This window comes from uncultured Tateyamaria sp. (assembly GCF_947504105.1).
GTDB lineage: Bacteria > Pseudomonadota > Alphaproteobacteria > Rhodobacterales > Rhodobacteraceae > Tateyamaria.
In genome coordinates, this window is the sequence record NZ_CANNGP010000019.1 from 1 (window position 1) to 17,487 (window position 17,487).

Annotated in this window: 19 protein-coding genes and 1 pseudogene; 11 read left to right on the forward strand and 9 right to left on the reverse strand. The window is 60.3% G+C overall.

Going from position 1 to position 17,487, the window contains the following annotated elements:
• Positions 1-275, forward strand: a pseudogene (locus tag Q1A75_RS12650) (hypothetical protein); the annotation flags it as partial.
• A gap of 92 nt (positions 276-367) precedes the next feature.
• Here the strand turns inward: Q1A75_RS12650 and Q1A75_RS12655 are convergent.
• The 4 genes from Q1A75_RS12655 to Q1A75_RS12670 form a co-directional block, all read right to left on the reverse strand.
• Positions 368-829, reverse strand: coding sequence for a hypothetical protein (locus tag Q1A75_RS12655; RefSeq protein ID WP_299640062.1), 462 nt, complete (start codon positions 827-829; stop codon positions 368-370).
• A gap of 212 nt (positions 830-1,041) precedes the next feature.
• Positions 1,042-1,458, reverse strand: a complete 417-nt coding sequence (locus Q1A75_RS12660) for a VOC family protein (RefSeq protein ID WP_299548381.1) — start codon at positions 1,456-1,458, stop codon at positions 1,042-1,044.
• A gap of 603 nt (positions 1,459-2,061) precedes the next feature.
• Positions 2,062-2,220, reverse strand: a complete 159-nt coding sequence (locus Q1A75_RS12665) for a DUF2256 domain-containing protein (RefSeq protein WP_299548378.1) — start codon at positions 2,218-2,220, stop codon at positions 2,062-2,064.
• Positions 2,220-3,746 carry a deoxyribodipyrimidine photo-lyase gene (locus Q1A75_RS12670; RefSeq protein ID WP_299548375.1) on the reverse strand — a complete coding sequence of 509 codons (1,527 nt, stop codon included), beginning with the start codon at positions 3,744-3,746 and terminating at the stop codon, positions 2,220-2,222. Before Q1A75_RS12670 ends, Q1A75_RS12665 begins: the two co-directional genes overlap by 1 nt.
• Before the next feature lie 111 nt (positions 3,747-3,857).
• On the opposite strand from Q1A75_RS12670, the gene pepN reads away from it, so the two are divergent.
• From pepN to Q1A75_RS12695, 5 genes are all read left to right on the forward strand, one after another.
• On the forward strand, positions 3,858-6,401 hold the full coding sequence (gene pepN / locus Q1A75_RS12675; protein WP_299548372.1) for an aminopeptidase N: 2,544 nt from the start codon (positions 3,858-3,860) through the stop codon (positions 6,399-6,401).
• 78 nt (positions 6,402-6,479) lie between these two features.
• Positions 6,480-6,995, forward strand: a complete 516-nt coding sequence (locus Q1A75_RS12680) for a DUF1993 family protein (RefSeq protein WP_299548369.1) — start codon at positions 6,480-6,482, stop codon at positions 6,993-6,995.
• Positions 6,996-7,016: 21 nt separating this feature from the next.
• Positions 7,017-7,760, forward strand: a complete 744-nt coding sequence (locus Q1A75_RS12685) for an SDR family oxidoreductase (RefSeq protein WP_299548366.1) — start codon at positions 7,017-7,019, stop codon at positions 7,758-7,760.
• Positions 7,757-8,188, forward strand: coding sequence for a hypothetical protein (locus Q1A75_RS12690; RefSeq protein ID WP_299548363.1), 432 nt, complete (start codon positions 7,757-7,759; stop codon positions 8,186-8,188). Before Q1A75_RS12685 ends, Q1A75_RS12690 begins: the two co-directional genes overlap by 4 nt.
• Positions 8,185-9,084, forward strand: a complete 900-nt coding sequence (locus tag Q1A75_RS12695; RefSeq protein WP_299548360.1) for an alpha/beta hydrolase — start codon at positions 8,185-8,187, stop codon at positions 9,082-9,084. Before Q1A75_RS12690 ends, Q1A75_RS12695 begins: the two co-directional genes overlap by 4 nt.
• Before the next feature lie 91 nt (positions 9,085-9,175).
• Here the strand turns inward: Q1A75_RS12695 and Q1A75_RS12700 are convergent, their stop codons facing one another.
• The gene (locus Q1A75_RS12700; protein ID WP_299548357.1) at positions 9,176-9,844 is read right to left on the reverse strand and encodes a transglycosylase SLT domain-containing protein; all 669 of its coding nucleotides are present in this window, start codon (positions 9,842-9,844) and stop codon (positions 9,176-9,178) included.
• Between the two features lie 234 nt (positions 9,845-10,078).
• Between Q1A75_RS12700 and Q1A75_RS12705 the strand changes: the two genes are divergently transcribed.
• Positions 10,079-11,386: a hypothetical protein gene (locus tag Q1A75_RS12705; RefSeq protein WP_299548354.1), complete on the forward strand. Its 1,308-nt coding sequence runs from the start codon at positions 10,079-10,081 to the stop codon at positions 11,384-11,386.
• Here Q1A75_RS12705 and Q1A75_RS12710 read toward each other — a convergent pair.
• The gene (locus tag Q1A75_RS12710) at positions 11,374-11,862 is read right to left on the reverse strand and encodes a hypothetical protein (RefSeq protein ID WP_299592378.1); all 489 of its coding nucleotides are present in this window, start codon (positions 11,860-11,862) and stop codon (positions 11,374-11,376) included. The two genes, Q1A75_RS12705 and Q1A75_RS12710, sit on opposite strands and share 13 nt — an antisense overlap.
• A 119-nt stretch (positions 11,863-11,981) precedes the next feature.
• Here Q1A75_RS12710 and gatB point away from each other — a divergent pair, with 119 nt between their 5' ends.
• On the forward strand, positions 11,982-13,496 hold the full coding sequence (gatB, locus tag Q1A75_RS12715; RefSeq protein ID WP_299548392.1) for an Asp-tRNA(Asn)/Glu-tRNA(Gln) amidotransferase subunit GatB: 1,515 nt from the start codon (positions 11,982-11,984) through the stop codon (positions 13,494-13,496).
• A gap of 76 nt (positions 13,497-13,572) precedes the next feature.
• On the opposite strand, the gene Q1A75_RS12720 is transcribed toward gatB, so the two are convergent.
• Positions 13,573-14,751, reverse strand: a complete 1,179-nt coding sequence (locus Q1A75_RS12720) for a class I SAM-dependent methyltransferase (protein WP_299548350.1) — start codon at positions 14,749-14,751, stop codon at positions 13,573-13,575.
• An 89-nt stretch (positions 14,752-14,840) separates the two neighbouring features.
• Here Q1A75_RS12720 and Q1A75_RS12725 point away from each other — a divergent pair, with 89 nt between their 5' ends.
• Both Q1A75_RS12725 and Q1A75_RS12730 read left to right on the forward strand, forming a co-directional pair.
• The gene (locus Q1A75_RS12725) at positions 14,841-15,314 is read left to right on the forward strand and encodes a thioesterase family protein (protein WP_299548348.1); all 474 of its coding nucleotides are present in this window, start codon (positions 14,841-14,843) and stop codon (positions 15,312-15,314) included.
• Between the two features lie 66 nt (positions 15,315-15,380).
• Complete coding sequence (locus Q1A75_RS12730; protein WP_299548346.1) at positions 15,381-15,857, forward strand: DUF4177 domain-containing protein; 477 nt, start codon at positions 15,381-15,383, stop codon at positions 15,855-15,857.
• 7 nt (positions 15,858-15,864) lie between these two features.
• Here Q1A75_RS12730 and Q1A75_RS12735 read toward each other — a convergent pair whose 3' ends face one another.
• Positions 15,865-16,122: a BolA/IbaG family iron-sulfur metabolism protein gene (locus tag Q1A75_RS12735; protein WP_299548344.1), complete on the reverse strand. Its 258-nt coding sequence runs from the start codon at positions 16,120-16,122 to the stop codon at positions 15,865-15,867.
• A gap of 88 nt (positions 16,123-16,210) precedes the next feature.
• Between Q1A75_RS12735 and Q1A75_RS12740 the strand changes: the two genes are divergently transcribed.
• Complete coding sequence (locus tag Q1A75_RS12740; RefSeq protein ID WP_299548342.1) at positions 16,211-16,837, forward strand: DnaJ domain-containing protein; 627 nt, start codon at positions 16,211-16,213, stop codon at positions 16,835-16,837.
• On the opposite strand, the gene Q1A75_RS12745 is transcribed toward Q1A75_RS12740, so the two are convergent.
• Entirely contained in the window at positions 16,830-17,486 is a 657-nt protein-coding gene (locus Q1A75_RS12745; protein ID WP_299640074.1) for a hypothetical protein, read from the reverse strand. The two genes, Q1A75_RS12740 and Q1A75_RS12745, sit on opposite strands and share 8 nt — an antisense overlap.
• Position 17,487: the final 1 nt, after the last annotated feature.

Below are 17,487 nucleotides of genomic sequence, written 5' to 3' on the forward strand. Positions count from 1 at the left end.
GTTTCTTCATTCTGGATCGTCACTTTCATCATGCGATCCACCTTAACGACCGGTCCGAAATTCCGCGACCACCTCTGGATGTGCTGCGGAAACTGCGCGATGACGGGATGACGATGGTGCTGGCGACGCACGAAATGGCCTTTGCCCGCGAGGTCGCGGATCGGGTGGTCTTCATGGATCAGGGCGTCGTGGCGGAGGAAGGTGCGCCGGGCAGGATTTTCTCCGCCCCAGAAAGAGAGCGGACGCGGCAGTTTCTGGCGAGTGTGTTGCGGTAGGCGTATCTTGGTGCCGGAGGTCTGGTTTGAGCCCAAGTCCGACATGCACTAACTTGATGAGTGAGACAGTTCAGCCGCAGTTTTTGGGCTGTTCAGGCCGCGCATTCCCGCCATTCATAGCCTTCAATGGCTGATGAGAAGAGCATTGCTCTGTCCTCATCATCAGTGCCGCCCGACGATGTCGCTATCTTGTGCGACAACAGTTTGCCGATGCAGAAAGATACAGATACCCCCTCATCCAATCGAAGGACATCAAGTGGCACAAAGCCATCAGCGGTTGCGTCAGCAACTCTTTTGTCCAGCCAACTGATCGATCTGTCTTTGGCGTCAACCCAGGAAATCGTCGTGATACGCTTGGTGTCGGTGAATTTGGCGCCCATGACCCAGCATCTTTTGACATCAGCTTCAACTTTGACCGTCACTAAACCGGCGTCGCTATTGACTTCCCCGTAAGAGATCGCGGGATACTTTTCGTCGCGAACATAGGTTGTCAGTTCTTCAATTGTGGGGTCGTCGAGCACATACGCCTCACACAGCTCGAACAATCGTTCCAATGGCACCGCATTTTTGGCGGCTGAAGACGCATAGTTACCTATTGTGGCAAATGCGACCGCTGCGAAATAGACAATGATTTTCGATCTGCTCATACAGGAAGCAATCGCACAGTGTTGATCATTAGAAAAGCGCTCGCCCTTTGGTGGACAACCGCTTTGAGCCCGGAGCCACTGATGCTGCGAGCTGCACGAATGTCAGCAATCGTTTGGTTTCAATTGTCGCGCCCAGGTTCGTCTGGATTGTCGCAGAACAAAGCAACCTTGTTTCCGTGAGGATCGCGAAGATAACCAACGTAGAAATGAGATCCGTATGAAGCACGAAAGCCCGGCTGACCCTCGTCAGCCCCACCAGCAGCAAGGGCTGCCGCGTGAAGTTCGCGAACTTGGATTTGACTGCTTGCCTCAAATGCCACCATGCAACCGTTGCCAGCCGATGTAGGACCGCCGTCGAAAGGAGATTTTACGTAGAAATCGGGCGAGGTCGGTTTGTGACCTGGTTGTGCCGGTGGGATGTAGCTCAAGTCTCCATGGTACTTTTCGAGGCTATAGCCGAGGGCCAGTAGGAAGGCAGAATAGAAGCGTTCTGCGCTTACCATGTCATCTGCGCCGACCGTGACATAGGCAATCATCAAACATACTCCTCTATGCAAAACTTGGACCGCTGTTCGTTAGTAGGCCAGCACTGACCCATTGTCACCGCTCTCGAAGCCGAACTTCGCGCAACCGCAGCGAATTGGAGTTTCGTCCCGCAGTGCGGGCACAGAACGATATGGACTTGGGGTTCGGCTTAAATCGTTCAAAGGGCTCCCGCCTGTTTTCCAAGGATTCAGCAGCCAAGTCAAAAAGTCGCGACACGCCTTACGTACCGACAGTGCAGCACCACATGATCCTTGATGTCGGCGGCACGCTGACGACCACTTCGAGCAAGCGCCGGGAAAGAGGACGCAGCGCTGCGGCATCGCAGTCTTATAGCGCATCAGCCACGCGACCGTCGCATCATACACGCACCGTGCCAACACGGGCAACGTAACAGTGTTGTGTGCACGTGTCTTACACAAAGCTCGGGACAACCGCCTGCCTTCGACATGCATATTACGCCCCGACCGGTCAAAATCCGTGAAACAATACACTCGGCAGGTCAACCTTTTGATGCAGAACGACTTTCACAGACCGGCAAACATCCCGTTACGTGATCGTATGGCGTGTCCTCGCGGGGACAAAGTACGGCGCCGCTACTGCTGCGCCTTCCACTTGGCCTCTCGCCTGCATCGGTCCGAGCAGTATTTCACCTCGTCCCAGACCTTTTCCCACTTCTTCCGCCAACTAAACGGACGCTGGCATACCCGGCATATTTTCTCGGGCAAATCCACCTTCTTCCGCATCCGCCCCATCAGAAATCAAACCCAATCTGGCGGCTGTCATTGGCGGGGGATGCCCCTGCCTTGCCCCGCTTTGGACTTCGGTCATCGACAAAATGGCCCTCGCTGTCCTTGCGGCTGGCATGCTTGTGCACCACCCGCCTGGCTTCCTCGCGAAACGCTCCGCCACGTCGCACGGCCCAAACCCGTTCCCGCGCTTGCCGGGCCGCATTCGGAACGTCCACGACGGGTGCAGGATAGGCTTTGCCCAGCAATTCCCCCGCCCCCTCCCATGTCCATGGCTCTTGCAGATAGGTGTCGGGCACCGAAGCCAGTTCGGGGCACCATTTCCTTGTAAAGACACCCGTTGGGTCCTGATCCTTCCCCTGCTTGACCGGATTGTAGATGCGGACAGTGTTCATTCCGGTCGTACCCGATTGCATCTGGCTTTGCGGCCAATGGATCCCGGGCTCGAAATCCGTGAATTGTCGTGCCAGGTGCAGCCCGGTCACCCGCCAATCCAGCCACAAATGATAGGACGCGACGGCCATCAGCATCGATCGCATCCGAAAGTTCATCCAGCCGGTGGCCGCAAGATACCGCATGCAGGCATCAACGAATGGAATACCCGTTTCGCCCTTTTCCCATGCCGCCAGCCGTTGGGTATCCGGGACCTTGGGACGCACATCTTCATAGGCCGAATGCAGGCAGCGGTGTTCCAACGCCGGTTCATCCTCGAGCTTCTGCATGAAATGATCCCGCCACGCGAGCCGCGCCTGAAAGGACTTGAGCGATCCGCCCCACCCTTCCCGGGTGCCCTTCACCTCGCGCTGCCGGGCGGCCGCGGCCTGGGACGCCTCCCGCTCCGACAAGCACCCGAAGGCCAGATAGGGCGACAGCCGTGAACAGGACCATTCACCCGTCACGGGCGAAGACATGTCCTTGCGATAGGTTTGTCCGCGTTCGGTCAAGAACGAACCCAAAAGGGATAATGCCATCTGCCGCCCACCCCGCTGGCGTTCAGGACAATAATCGTCAGACATCGGACGCGGCACCTCAGCCGACGCCAACAGCGGTCCCGTCAGCCCCACGGGGACACCAATCTGAGGTTGACGCAGGAACGCATTTCGCTGCTTGGCCCAACCATCCCGCCCGTTCAGACGACGCACCACACCAGATTGCGCCAGTTCTTCCCACAAAACTCCATTGTCTTTACACCACGCCGCGACCTTGCGATCCCGGGCAAAGGTCCAGCCGCTGCCTGTTTCCTCGTGACTGATCACCGCGTCAAGTCCGACACCGGCGCGCAGATCCGCCAACACGTCCACGACACGCCCCATCCGGACCACCAGGGGTGCACCGAGGCGCGTCAAATCCTGCGCCAAATCCTCGACGCTCTCACGCACAAAATCAAATTGACGACCTGACACGTCGGGCTGTGCCCAATATTCCGGCTCGAACACATAAAGCGGAATGACATGCCCCCGCGCCGCCGCCTGTGCCAGCGCCGGATGGTCTCTCACCCGCAAATCCCGTTTGAACCACACCACCGTTGTCATGAGTGCAAAGCTAGCAGTGAACACATCCTTGCCAACCCGCCCGCGACACTCTTGCCGCTGCCCGGCCATCGGCCTACCGTCCGCCCAACCCCGGACCACAAAGGCGACCCCATGCGCGACGCAGCCCCTCAGACAATCTACCTCAAGGACTACACCCCCTTTGGCTACAAAGTGGAAGAGGTGCACCTGACCTTTGATCTGGCCCCTTCGGCCACGCGCGTCACGTCACGCATCAAGTTTGCACCAAACGCCGCTGCGTCCGACAAGACCTTCTTTCTACATGGCGAAAACCTGTCCCTGATCTCCGCCAAGATCGACGGGGAACCGGTCAAACCCACTCTGACGGAAGAAGGGCTGACCTGCGACGTGCCCAATGTCCCCTTCACATGGGAAGCGGAGGTGCAGATTGACCCTGCGGCGAACACGGCGCTCGAGGGGCTGTACCTATCGAACGGAATGTACTGCACCCAGTGCGAGGCCGAAGGGTTCCGCAAGATCACCTATTACCCCGACCGGCCCGACGTAATGTCGACCTTCTCGGTCCGCATCAACGGACCGCATCCAGTGCTTTTGTCAAATGGAAATCCGATAGCGTATGGTGAGGGGTGGGCCGAATGGCACGACCCTTGGCCCAAGCCAGCCTACCTGTTCGCGCTGGTTGCAGGCGAACTTGTTGCCCACCGCGACAGCTTTACCACGATGGAGGGACGCGCCGTCGACCTAGCCCTTTACGTTCGCCTCGGGGACGAAGGGAAATGTGCCTTTGGGATGCAGGCGTTAAAGGCCTCGATGAAATGGGACGAGGACATCTATGGCCGGGCCTATGATCTCGATGTCTTTAACATCGTGGCCGTGGACGATTTCAACATGGGCGCGATGGAGAACAAGGGGCTGAACATCTTCAACGCCGCGGCTGTCCTGGCCTCACCCGAGACATCCACCGACGGCAACTTCGAGCGGATCGAGGCAATCATCGCGCATGAATATTTCCACAACTGGACGGGCAACCGGATTACCTGCCGTGACTGGTTCCAGCTGTGTCTGAAAGAAGGACCCACGGTCTTCCGCGACAGCCAATTCACCGCCGACATGCGGTCAGAACCGGTGAAACGCATCAGCGATGTGATCGACCTGCGCGCCCGCCAATTCCCCGAGGATCAGGGGCCGCTCGCCCACCCGGTACGGCCTGAAAGCTTTCAGGAGATCAATAACTTCTACACGGCCACCGTCTATGAAAAGGGAGCGGAGGTGATCCGCATGCTCAAGACGCTGGTGGGCGATGAAGGATATAAAAAGGCCCTCGACCTGTATTTCGACCGCCATGATGGCGATGCAGCGACGATCGAGGATTGGCTACAAGTCTTCGAGGATGCAACCGGGCGTGACCTGACCCAGTTCAAGCGCTGGTACGCGCAGGCCGGCACGCCGCATGTGGCGGTGTCAGAGAGCTTTGACAACGGCACCTATACCCTCACCTTTGCACAGCATACGCCTGCGTCTTCAGCGACGCCCGATCCACAAGCCCAGGTCATACCCATTGCGGTCGGTCTGCTGGGTCGAAACGGGGATGAGGTGTTGCCGACGCAGGTGCTGGAGCTGACAAAGGACAAGCAAAGCTTCAGCTTTCCGGGGTTGGGCGCAAAACCAGTGCCGTCAATCCTGCGCGGTTTTTCGGCGCCGGTTGAACTGAACCATACACCAGACCATGCGTTCCTGTTGGCCCATGATACCGATCCCTTCAACCGGTGGGAGGCGGCGCGAAACCTGAGCAAGGCGTCACTTCTGGGTAACATCACGGATGGCACGGCACCGAACCAGGCCTGGCTCGACGGTGTCGCCAACCTGCTGACAGACGAGACCCAGGATCCCGCCTATCGCGCGCTTTGCCTTGCCATGCCCGGTGCGTCGCAACTGGCGGCGGACTTGCACGAGGCAGGCATTACCCCCGACCCGGATGCGATCTGGGATGCGGGCAAGGCACATCGCCGGGCCCTTGCCGCGAGATTGAGTGACGCATTGCCCGATCTGTTGGCGGCACATCAGGTGAACGCGCCCTATGCCCCCGACGCAGAGCAAACCGGTCACCGCACCATGGGCAACGCGGCCCTCGCCCTTTTGACGGAACTGGATGGCGGCAATGCCGCGCAGGGGCAGTTTGATACGGCGACAAACATGACCCAACAATTGGCGGCCCTTGCCTTTCTGACCCGAGCGGGACGCGGCGATGCGGCCCTTGCGCAGTTCGAAGCGCAGTGGAAACATGACCGTCTGGTGATGGATAAGTGGTTCGGCCTGCAGGTGATCGAGGCCAAGCCGGACGATGCCGCAGACACCGCCAAGGCCCTGACGAAACATGCCGATTTCAACTGGAAGAACCCCAATCGTTTCCGCGCAACCTTGGGCAGCTTTGCCGCCCATCACGCGGGCTTCCATGCCAAGGACGGATCGGGCTACACCTTGCTGGCCGACTGGTTGATCAAGCTTGATCCGGTGAACCCGCAAACCACGGCCCGGATGTGCTCCGCCTTCCAGACGTGGCGCCGCTATGACGCCATCCGTCAGTCAATGATCGGCAAGGAGCTTGAGCGCATTGCATCAACCCCCGACCTGAGCCGCGACACAACAGAGATGATCACGCGCATTCGGGAGGCCTGATCCTCCTTCATCTTGCCAAGTAAACTTCGGGGGTCCGGGGGCAGAGCCTCCGGTCCTGCCTTCAAAACCGAGCCGACCATGGACCTTTATGACGCAACGATCCCACCTCTGAAACGGCTCACGGACGCCGTGCCGCGATTGCTGGCCTGTCTGGACGATCCAAAACAGCTTGAAGCACGGCTGGCCCCGGACGGCTTCACCGCGGCCGGGCACTTTTGTGTGGCCTTGGGCTATGTCGCCCGTACAGTCATGCCCCTGATGGGGGACGAAGTGCCCGAGATGCCCATGGACACTGATCCGGGCGCAATCCTGGCGCTGGCGCATGACATGCGGTTCCTGCTGGATCAACTGGATCGCGCAGCCCTTGACGGGGCCGAGACGCGCAAGATCGACCATATCGCCGGAGAGGCCGCATTGGCGCAAACGGGCCGAGACTATGCGTTGCTGTATGCCCTGCCCAATGCACAGTTTCACCTGACCCTCGCCTATGCCACCGTGCGGATGGCAGGTGCGAAGGTGGGCAAAGGTGATCTGGACGGTTTCCACATCTATGGCGCCGGCACCACACTGGTATCCGATACCCCCTTGAACTGATTGATTTCGAAAGGTTATTTCATGTCCAAACGCCCCGTCTGCCTGATCACAGGCGCTTCTGCCGGTATCGGCGCGGCATGTGTCCGCCTTGGTGCGGCTGACTACGATTTCGTCCTGACCTACCGGTCTGACCTGGATGGCGCGACCGCAGCCCAGACTGCCGTCGAGGCGGCGGGTGGCAGGGCAATCACAGTGCAGGGCGACGTGGCAGAACCGGCAGATATCGCCCGCATCTTTCAGGCGACCGACGATGCCTTTGGCCGTATCGATGTGTTGATCAACAATGCGGGCATCGTGGACCAGACCGCCAAGCTGACCGACATAGACCATGCACGTCTGACCCGCATGATGAACGTCAACGTGATCGGTGCAATGATGGTCGCCAAAGAGGCCGTGATGCGGATGCAGGCGCAGGGCACGGGCGGCGTCATCATCAACGTCTCGTCCGCCGCCGCGCGGCTTGGCTCTGGCAACCAGTACATTGACTACGCTGCATCCAAGGCTGCGATCGACACCTTCACCAAGGGCCTGTCGGACGAGGTTGCCCCCGACGGCATCCGTGTTATGTCCGTCCGTCCCGGCCTGATCGACACCGAATTGCATGCCAAGGGCGGCGAGCCGGGCCGCGCGCAAAAACTGGCCCACATGGTCCCGATGCGTCGCGAAGGATCTGCCGAGGAAGTGGCCAGGGCGATCCTATGGCTCGCCTCCGACGCGGCCAGCTACGTCACAGGCTCGACCCTTGACGTGACGGGCGGGCGATGACGCCTTACGAATATGAAACAACCGGGCGCAACCGGCGGACGCTGGTGGCGCTGTTGGTCGTGTGGACGTTGATCCTGGCGGCCATCGTCCTTCTGGACGCGTCACTGATCCTGATGGCGCTGATCGCATTCTGCACAGCGCCCGCGCTCTACGACCTGATCTCCGGGCGCAGCGCGGGCCTTGCACTGGCGTCGAGCGGGCTAAGCTGGTTTGCCGGGCGGCGCACGGGAGAGATCGCTTGGGACAAGATCGACCATATCCGCCTCGACACGCGGCTCGACTTTTCCGTCCGGACCAGTGCGGTGCTGACATCGGGGCGCAAGGTCCGCGTCCCGCTCGAGGCGACCCCATCCGCCGACACGTTGGAAACCGTACTGACCGACCGTGGGATCACCGTGAAACGTCACCACTTCTCGCTACTGGGATGAGGTGCTTCCGGGTCCTTGTCGCGAGCCTGTGGTTGACGGCCTGCGCCGCACAGCAGACCATACCACCCTCCGATCCCTTGCTCTACGACAGCAATGAGCTGGCACAGGCCGACAGCGTCGTGATCGGCATTCCCGGTGCGCTGACGTCCGTCCGCGTGCTGCGCCCCATCGACCGGATGAAGACATCCAAGCGGGCCGTGGCTTACTTCCGCCTGCCCGGCTTTGACGGGCGCCCAAAAGAGGAAAGCATCATTCTGGACCGCGCCGCCGCCAGAATCGCACGCCTTGTACAGACCCACGATCTGAGACGTATCGACCTCATCGGGCATTCCACCGGGGCCGTGATTGCACTGGAGGCGGCCAAGCACATCCGCGCAGCCTCTCCGAATGTCGACGTGCATGTCAGCGCCATCTCGACCGCCCTGCCCGCTCCGCAACCTGTGCTTGCCGGTCTACGCGGTGCAGCAGGCACCGTCGCCGCAGCCGCCCGCGCGCGCAGCCTGAACCCGCGCAAAGTATGGCTCGAATACTACCGCCGCCTCGCTTACGGCCCCGATGTCGACACGCGCGCTGAAACGGTCGAGGCAGCAGATGCGCTGGTGGCAGCGAATGACGACCGGATCGAGCTGCCCGAGAACGGGCTCTACCGACGTCACACCCGTGACCTTCGACGCTGGACAAACCCTGATCCAGACGCATTAAAAGGCGCGCAAATCACATTTTACCACGGGGCGGTCGACCCAGTCTTTCCGCCTTGGGCGACCCGGCGCTTCGTCGACACCCTGCCTGATGCGCGCGTGACCTTCATCGACGGGCATGGTCACCTGATCCTGCTCACCTACCCGCAGGTCTGGGATCGCATCACGTCAACTCTGAACGAGCCTTCTTCTGACTGAAAATACGACGGAGCGCGAGGCAGAGCCTCGCACAAACGCAGCACCCGGAGGGGGATGCAAAGCATCGTGTGCGCCGCGCAGGGCGCGCAGTTCAATCAATGGCCGGGGGCGTTTTCGGTCGGGATACGGGCCGTACGGAATCCAATGGTGCGCAATAGCGTTGGCGCTTCAGCCAACCGGCCATGTCCGCCCGTTTGGCAGACGATCGCAGCGGCCCCCAATCAGCAGCCACGCCCTGCCCACCGCGGCCATAGATCACACCGTCCCGTGGTACGGTTGTCGCCATGATCCGCACGGCGCAACTGAGGTTTGCAGCCCCGTTTTTCAGCGCCTCACCCGTGCCCGCGTTACACCCGTAGCCGCGCGCCGTTGCAGGCAGGATCTGTAAAAGGCCGTACCACTTGCCGCCGCCGCCCACGGCGCGGGGTTTGTAGGTGCTTTCGTACTTGGCCAGGGCCGACATAAACCCCAGCCAGAACGCGCGCCGGTCATCATCATTTGCAGACGGGTAGCGCGGACACCAATCCGCGATGTCTGCCGGAACCAGATCGACAAGCGACTGGCCATGCCCCTTGAGCGCAGACAGGGCAGCGCGGTTCCACAAGATATGACCCGGTTGGTGCGTCCATCGGGTGCGCGGCACGTCGCCCACGCGGGCGGGCGGGCGTATCCCGGCATCTGGGTTGCTGTCCTGCGCCTTGGACAGAATCGGTGTGCCAAGCACAGCCGCGACATCCAGCAATAAGCGCAAACGAAACATGACGGCCAATATGCGCGGTTCGCGCCCGTCCTGTCCAGCCAGCGTTCAGGTCCAAATCGTTAATCTGTGGCGCCGTCAGCAACAATCTGCACGCATGTCGGGCATTGATAAAACCGACGCGCGAGTTTCCAGAAAATGATCGCATACAAGGCGCGAACATGTCCCGGCGTCGCCCCTTTTGTGTCCCATTTGGCATGCAGAATTGTGCATGTAGTTAGTAATGGGTACGTAACGATGGCTTTTGCAGAACGCCTCAAGGCGCCATGGGTCCACATTCGCGGCAAGATCGCGAAACCGGCTCTCTCCATGGCCCATGATGGCGTTCTGCAGGTGGGACAAAGCACCCAGGATGCGTCCCCCACGCCTGCACCGTCCAAAACCGCGATACCGTTCGGGGAACTTTCGATCCCCTGCCCGGATCCAACTGCCGAAGAACGCGCCCGGGACACGCACCAGGCGCGGGGACTGAAACTGGCCCGTCTGGACGATTGGGGCCGGTTGACGGCCGAAATCACCCGCACCGACAAAGCTCGGCAAAAAACGCTGGGTGGCACACCGGTTGCGGATCTGTTGGCGTATGGCGCGCGCGCTGATGTGGTCAGTGCGGCCGAGCACGCCCTTGTTTCTGGCCGTCCCGATCCGCAAGCGCCGCTGCTTGAAGGTATCGAAGCGCTGGAACGGGTGTTGGCCGAATATCCCGGTAAACCCGTGATCGCAACGATCGTGGCACAGGCTCACATGGATCTGGGTTGGGCATGGCGCGGTACCGGTTGGTATGTCGAAGTGCCTGTGCGCAATCGCGAAGCTTTTGCAGCGCATTTCGACAGGGCGTCCGACATCCTGGCAGGGTTTGATGCGAAAGAATACGACTCTCCCATTCTGGCTGCGGCCCAATGCGCCCTGATCGCCGGGCGTGGCGGGTCGGCCCACGACGTGGTGTCACGCTACGAGACCTGGATCAATCTGGATCCCAGAAACCCCCGCGCCTTTCGCGGTATGGGCACCCATCTGCTGCCGCGTTGGCACGGCACGTACGAGCGTTTGGAGCTTGAAGCACGCCGCGCCGCTGGTCACACTTTTGATCTGTGGGGGAGCGGGGCCTATGCTTGGGTCATGCTTGACGCCATTGCACAGGATATCAAAGCCTGTGCACGGCTTGATCTGGATTTCCTTCTGGATGGTCTGGACGACATTCTGGAGCGCAGCACGGATCAGCATACGGTCAACCTGATTGCGGCCTATTGCGCCAATACGATGGGTGCTACCCCCACCGGCCACGACGAAGCCGACTATATCCGCATCCAGATTGCAGCGGTCGCTGACCAGATTGTGCGCCAACACCTGACCGAGTTGCATCCGATGCTATGGGCTCATGCTGCATACGGCTTTGACAATGGGCTGCGTGTGCGCTGTGCGAACAGGTTCGCAGCATCCGGCCATGCTGACGCATTGCGCTATCTGACCCAGCTGTTTCGCCGCGAATTGGCCTCTGGCAGGAGCGTGGTGTTCACCGAGGACGGTCCCGAGCTTCAGTCCGGCTGAGCCCGCCGCACGGCGCCGGACAGCAGCGCTCGGGAATAGACTTTGTGCGCTCCGATCAGACTGTGAAACACCGGTCCAAGGGTCAGCTTCCCGGACTTGGTGCGCTGGGGGACAACAACCGATCCAAACCGCAAGCACCCCTCTGTCGCCATGAGCCATGACATCGTACGCCCGGTCCGGTCGGCCATCAGCAGTTCGGTGTCGCTGCGGCCTGAGACCTGCCACATTGCAAACCTGTCTGCGATCCCCGCGGCCAACGCCGCGGCTTCGGCATCTGTTGAGGCTTGCCACGCCAGCAAACGCAAAACCAACCGCTCTGCCTGGAACAGCGGTTGAGTGTAGAACGCTCTTACGAAGGTTTCGAGCGACACCGGCGCCGCAACCGGCGTTTCAAAGCAATCGGTGTAATACGCCTCTTTTTCAGAAAAGGGCACGATCAATGTGCCGTGTGGCACCGGAATTTCATCGATTTTCATGGTGCCAGCTTGCACGGTGGGAGGCATCTGCAAAGACGCCGCATCGTCGCGCCCTCTTGCGAGCGCTGCAGCAGCGCATTACACCGCGCGATAGCCCCTTGATGCAGATCGGTGAGACCATGCTTGACCTGACCTATGACCTTCCCAAACCCAAAGTGATTTCCGGTGCCAAGCACGATTGGGAGCTGGTGATCGGGATGGAAGTGCACGCGCAGGTGTCATCCAACGCCAAGCTGTTTTCAGGTGCCTCGACCAAGTTCGGCGCCGAACCCAATTCCAACGTCGCCTTCGTGGATGCTGCCATGCCCGGCATGCTGCCCGTCATCAATGAGTATTGCGTGGAACAGGCAGTGCGCACCGGGCTGGGTCTGAAAGCCGAGATCAACCTGAATTCGGCTTTTGACCGCAAGAACTATTTCTACCCGGACCTGCCGCAGGGCTACCAGATTTCGCAGCTGTACCACCCCATCGTGGGTGAAGGTGAGGTGCTGGTCGAACTGGGTGACGGCACCGCGCGCATGGTGCGGATCGAACGCATCCACATGGAACAGGACGCAGGCAAGTCGATCCACGACATGGACCCGAACATGTCCTTCGTGGATCTGAACCGCACCGGCGTTTGCCTGATGGAGATCGTCAGCCGCCCCGACATTCGCGGGCCGGAAGAGGCCGCCGCCTATATCGTCAAGCTGCGCCAGATCATGCGGTACTTGGGCACTTGCGACGGCAACATGCAGAACGGCAACTTGCGGGCGGATGTGAACGTGTCGATCTGTCGCCCCGGCCAGTACGAAAAGTACCAGGAAACGCAAGATTTCAGCTATCTGGGCACGCGCTGCGAGATCAAGAACATGAACTCGCAGCGCTTTATTCAGCAGGCGATTGACGTCGAGGCGCGGCGTCAGATTGCGATTGTCGAGGCCGGAGGTTCCGTCGATCAGGAAACACGCCTTTATGACCCGGACAAGGGCGAAACGCGGTCGATGCGGTCGAAGGAAGAAGCGCATGATTATCGCTATTTCCCAGACCCCGATCTGCTGCCGCTTGAGATCGAACAGGCATGGGTGGATGACATCGCGGCCTCCCTGCCCGAGCTGCCCGATGCCAAGAAGACGCGCTTTATGGGCGACTTCGGCCTGACCGACTACGACGCATCCGTGCTGACTGCGGATGTGGACACAGCTGTCTATTTCGAGGCCGTGGCCGAGGGCCGCGACGGTAAACAGGCCGCAAACTGGACGATCAACGAGTTGTTCGGCCGCCTGAAGCGCGATGACGACAAGGGCATCACCGACAGTCCCGTGTCCCCGACCCAGTTGGGCGGCATCATCGACCTGATCGGCAAGGGCGACATCTCGGGCAAGATCGGCAAGGACCTGTTCGAGATCATCTATACCGAGGGCGGCGACCCGGCCGAGGTCGTCGAGGCCCGTGGCATGAAACAGGTGACAGACACGGGCGCCATCGAAGCGGCCGTGGACGAGGTGATTGCTGCCAACCCCGCGCAGGTCGAAATGGCCAAGGCGAACCCGAAACTGGCGGGCTGGTTCGTAGGCCAGGTGATGAAGGCGACCGGCGGCAAGGCGAATCCAAAAGCCGTGAACGAGATCGTGGCCGGGAAACTCGGGCTGTAAGCCGGTTTCACAGGAACAGTCAGCGCATGAACGCAGCACCCGGTCGAAAGTTCGGGTGTTGGACAGGTTGCCGACCCTACTCCAAGAGACGCGAATAGTGCATTAGGCCAGCCCCGCAGAGGGCTATTTCAACCTTTGCCCAAACGGCATGGTTCGTTTGCGAATGCGCGATATCGGCGATCGAGCGGATCCCATCCACTTGCTGCAGCAATGGCGCGGCGTCAGCGGGGATATCGTAGTGAAACGCGGTGCCTGCCGTGTCGATGGTCAACCCCTGCCCGTTTGCCACATGGGCGGCAAGCCCAGAGGCATCCATGTCACGCAGATGCGGCACCGCGTCAGGCCGACCCAATGGTGGCGCGATGACCTGCCCCTTGGGTCGGGCATAAGCAATGTGGGTCTTGAAGGTGCCGCGCAGATCTTCGGCCAGCTGCATGTCGGCAATCGGGTCCAAATCACTTTCACCATCCAGCAGCGTAGTGGGATCATAAAGCATCACCTCGGGTGCTCCCGCATAGTCCAGACCGGACGTGTGCAATGCCTCGATCAGCGCCGTGATCGTGAACGGGCGATCCTGGCTGTGCAACAGCAGGTCATAGAACCCTGCATCTCCGCCTTTGTGATCCACAAGGCGCTGGTTACGTTTGAACGGATGGGCGCCGGGCAGACGGTCGAAGATGCGCTTGGCAGCTTTGAGTTGTTTCTCGGGCGGCTGGTCTTGCAACAGGGCGTTGAAGGCATCTTGCAACGGATAGACGCCCGACCGCCCATGCGGTGCATAGACCATCAGCCCCATACCACCGTCCGGTTTGAGTGCGTTCGCCAACGCGTTGAACCCGGCCTGCGGGTCCGGCAGATGGTGCAGCACGCCGCAGCAATCAATGTAGTCAAAGGGGGCGTGATCGCCCGCATCCAGCAGTGATCCCGTGACAAAGGTAATACCGCTCAACTTGCGCACACCTGCCCGCTTCTCTGCAATACGGCGCGCGGCCAGCGACAGGTCAAGATAGATGATGTCGTAGGGCCGCCCCGCATCCGTCAGTTTTTGCGCCAACTGGATCAGGGCGTCGCCCGTTCCGCCCCCCGCCACGAGCGCGCGCAGCGGCTGTGACCAGTCGCGCGCGCCACCCCATAGCCAGTGATCCATTTCAACCGGCAGCGAGGGCGAGCCGGTGATCAACCGCTTACGTTCGTCCGTTGGCTTGCGTTCGGGATAAGGGAACGCCTCGTACTGGGCGCGGACGGTATCGGTCATGTCGTATCCACTCAAAGAATGGTTTGAGCTTTACCACCCTTGGCCGCGCATGCAATCCGGGGTGGACTGGACAAGGGACAGGAGATCAGATGCAGACCCCGTTTCAATCGACCGTGATGACGGTCAAACCAGAGTGGATCGACTTCAATGGCCATCTGAACATGGCCTATTACGGCGTGCTGTTCGATATGGGCGCGGACCAGATGTTCGCCCATTTTGGCTTTGGTCGCGATTACCAGTCGCGCACCGGCAACACGACCTATGCCGCCGAGTTTCATGTGCGCTATCTGCATGAGCTGCATGTGAATGATCGTGTGATCGTCAGCTATCACCTTGTGGATCATGACGAAAAGCGGCTGCATTCCTTTCAGGAGTTGCGCCATGCGGACGGCTGGCTGGCCGCGACGGGCGAAACGATGACATTGCATGTAGACCAGTCCGGCCCCCGCGTGGCACCGATGCCGGAAGATGTGCTGGGACGCGTTGCAACCATTGCCCGGGCCCATGCGGCTCTGCCAAAGCCGAAAGGCGTTCATGCCAACATCGGTATCCGCCGCAACTGAGCCAAGGGCTTTCCACTTTGTCCTGCGCCGGATATATCCGCGCCAAACATGACAGAGGGACAGATCATGCCAGGTTGGGAATACAAGGTCGTACCCGCCCCCATCAAAGGCCTGAAAAGCAAGGGTGTCAAAGGTCCAGAAGCACGGTTTGCTCATGCCCTTGAGCTGATGATGAATGACATGGGCGGTGATGGCTGGGAGTTTCTGCGCGCCGAAACGCTCCCTTCGACCGAACGGTCGCGCCTGACCGGCACCAAGACGGAATGGCGCAACCTTCTGGTCTTTCGTCGCACGGTCAGCGATCCGATGGATGCATTCGAACCCGAATTGCTGCCGCCCCCGGCGGACGCCCCGGAAATGGATGAAGCTTCGGCAGACGCGTCGTCCGATAGCAGCGAAACGGACGCGACATTTTCGCCTGGCGAAGGCGCCACGCAGATGGCCGCTGACAATGGTGTTGAAGAAACAAGCCCGGTGTCCGGTATGACGACATCACTCAAGAATCTTGCAACACAACGCAAGAGTGCGGACCTGAAGGACTAGAACCGGTTCAGACGTCCAGATCCAGTGCCAATGCGTGGATGCGACCGATCAACTCCGGCCCGAGGGCGGCATGTACTGCACGGTGGCGCGCGACCCGGTTTTTTCCTTCAAAATCAGCGCTACGCAGCATGACATTAAAGTGGCTTTGACCCGCAGCCGGCGCCCCGGCATGCCCTGCATGGCTGGCGCTGTCATCGACCACGACGATATCGCGTGGGCTGAACGCGACGCTCAGCTTGTCTTCAATTTCTTGCCGAACCGTCATTTTACCTGACATTTTTTTCCCACACCCCCTTCAATCTCTCCGCTCAGACTCTAAACTTGTGGGCCTGAGTCGGAAAGGACCCCTTCCCATGCCTAAGCCTGATCCCTTTGGTTTCGATATGTCCGTGTCTTCTGCGAAGAAGAAAAATCCGCGCGGACGCCGGGGTATGTCCGGCGCGTCAGAGACATCGACGCGCGTTTGCGACCATGATGGATGCCAAGAAGCAGGCAAGTTTCGCGCACCCAAGGCGCCAGACGTGCTGGATGATTTCTTCTGGTTCTGCCAGCAGCACGTGCGCGAGTACAACACCAAGTGGAACTTCTTTGACGGCACGACCGAGGCCGAGATCAACGCCCAGCAGTCCAAGGACAAGGTGTGGGAACGCCAGACCAAGCCCATGGGCGACCCCGAGGCACGTGCATGGGCACGCTTGGGCATCGAGGACCCGCACCAGGTGCTCGGCAAAAACGCGACGCAGAACCCCGGTCGTGGCGGCTCGGCCGCATCAAGGCGCCTTCCGCCCACCGAAAAGCGCGCAATCGAGATTTTGGAAGCCAAAGCTGACGCCACCAAAGCCGAAGTGCGCAAGGCCTACAAGGCGCTGATCAAGGTGCTACACCCCGACATGAACGGCGGGGATCGCAGCCAGGAAGAGCAGCTTCAGGAGGTTGTCTGGGCTTGGGATCAGATCAAGGACAGCCGGAATTTCAAATAGATACCTGCCTTTCCGTACGCAACACTACATGAACCAGAGCCGCCGACAGCACCCAGACGGCGGCGACGACCCAACTGGTGGTGATGCCATCGCCGACGGCCAAAAGACCCAGGGGAGCTGCCTCCCTCATGGCCGTGACGAAACCACCGGCCACGCCGTAACGCATATCGGCCACTGACAGGCCGAACGGCACCGCAGCGATGGCCGCCCCTAGTGCGGTGGCGACCGGCCATGCCAAGATGCAGATCACCACGCCTATCAACCCGCTGCGGCCCAAGGCGCTGGCCAGGATGGCGCCTGCGCAAGCCGCACCAAAAACAGCTGTCAAAGTCAGGAGCCATGTTGGTGGCAGAAAGCGCGCCAAATCGCCGCCCCACAGGCTCATGGCTTGCGCTGTTGCGCCGCCGCCTATGCCGGTCAGGATGGCGCTGTGCAGTCGAATGGAGGGGTTGATAAAGCATGTCACGATCAGATTTCCTTTGTTGACGATCCCAATGTGACCAAGACTTGTGCAGAGACTGATCTGTCGCTTGTGCAGGTCTTGCGCAATTTCCGAGGCGACCGCCCCCTTCCCCTTGCCCTTTCCGGCTATATGTTGCACCACGATCAGCGCGCCCATCCGGGGCGCGTTTTCTATGCTTAAGGACAAT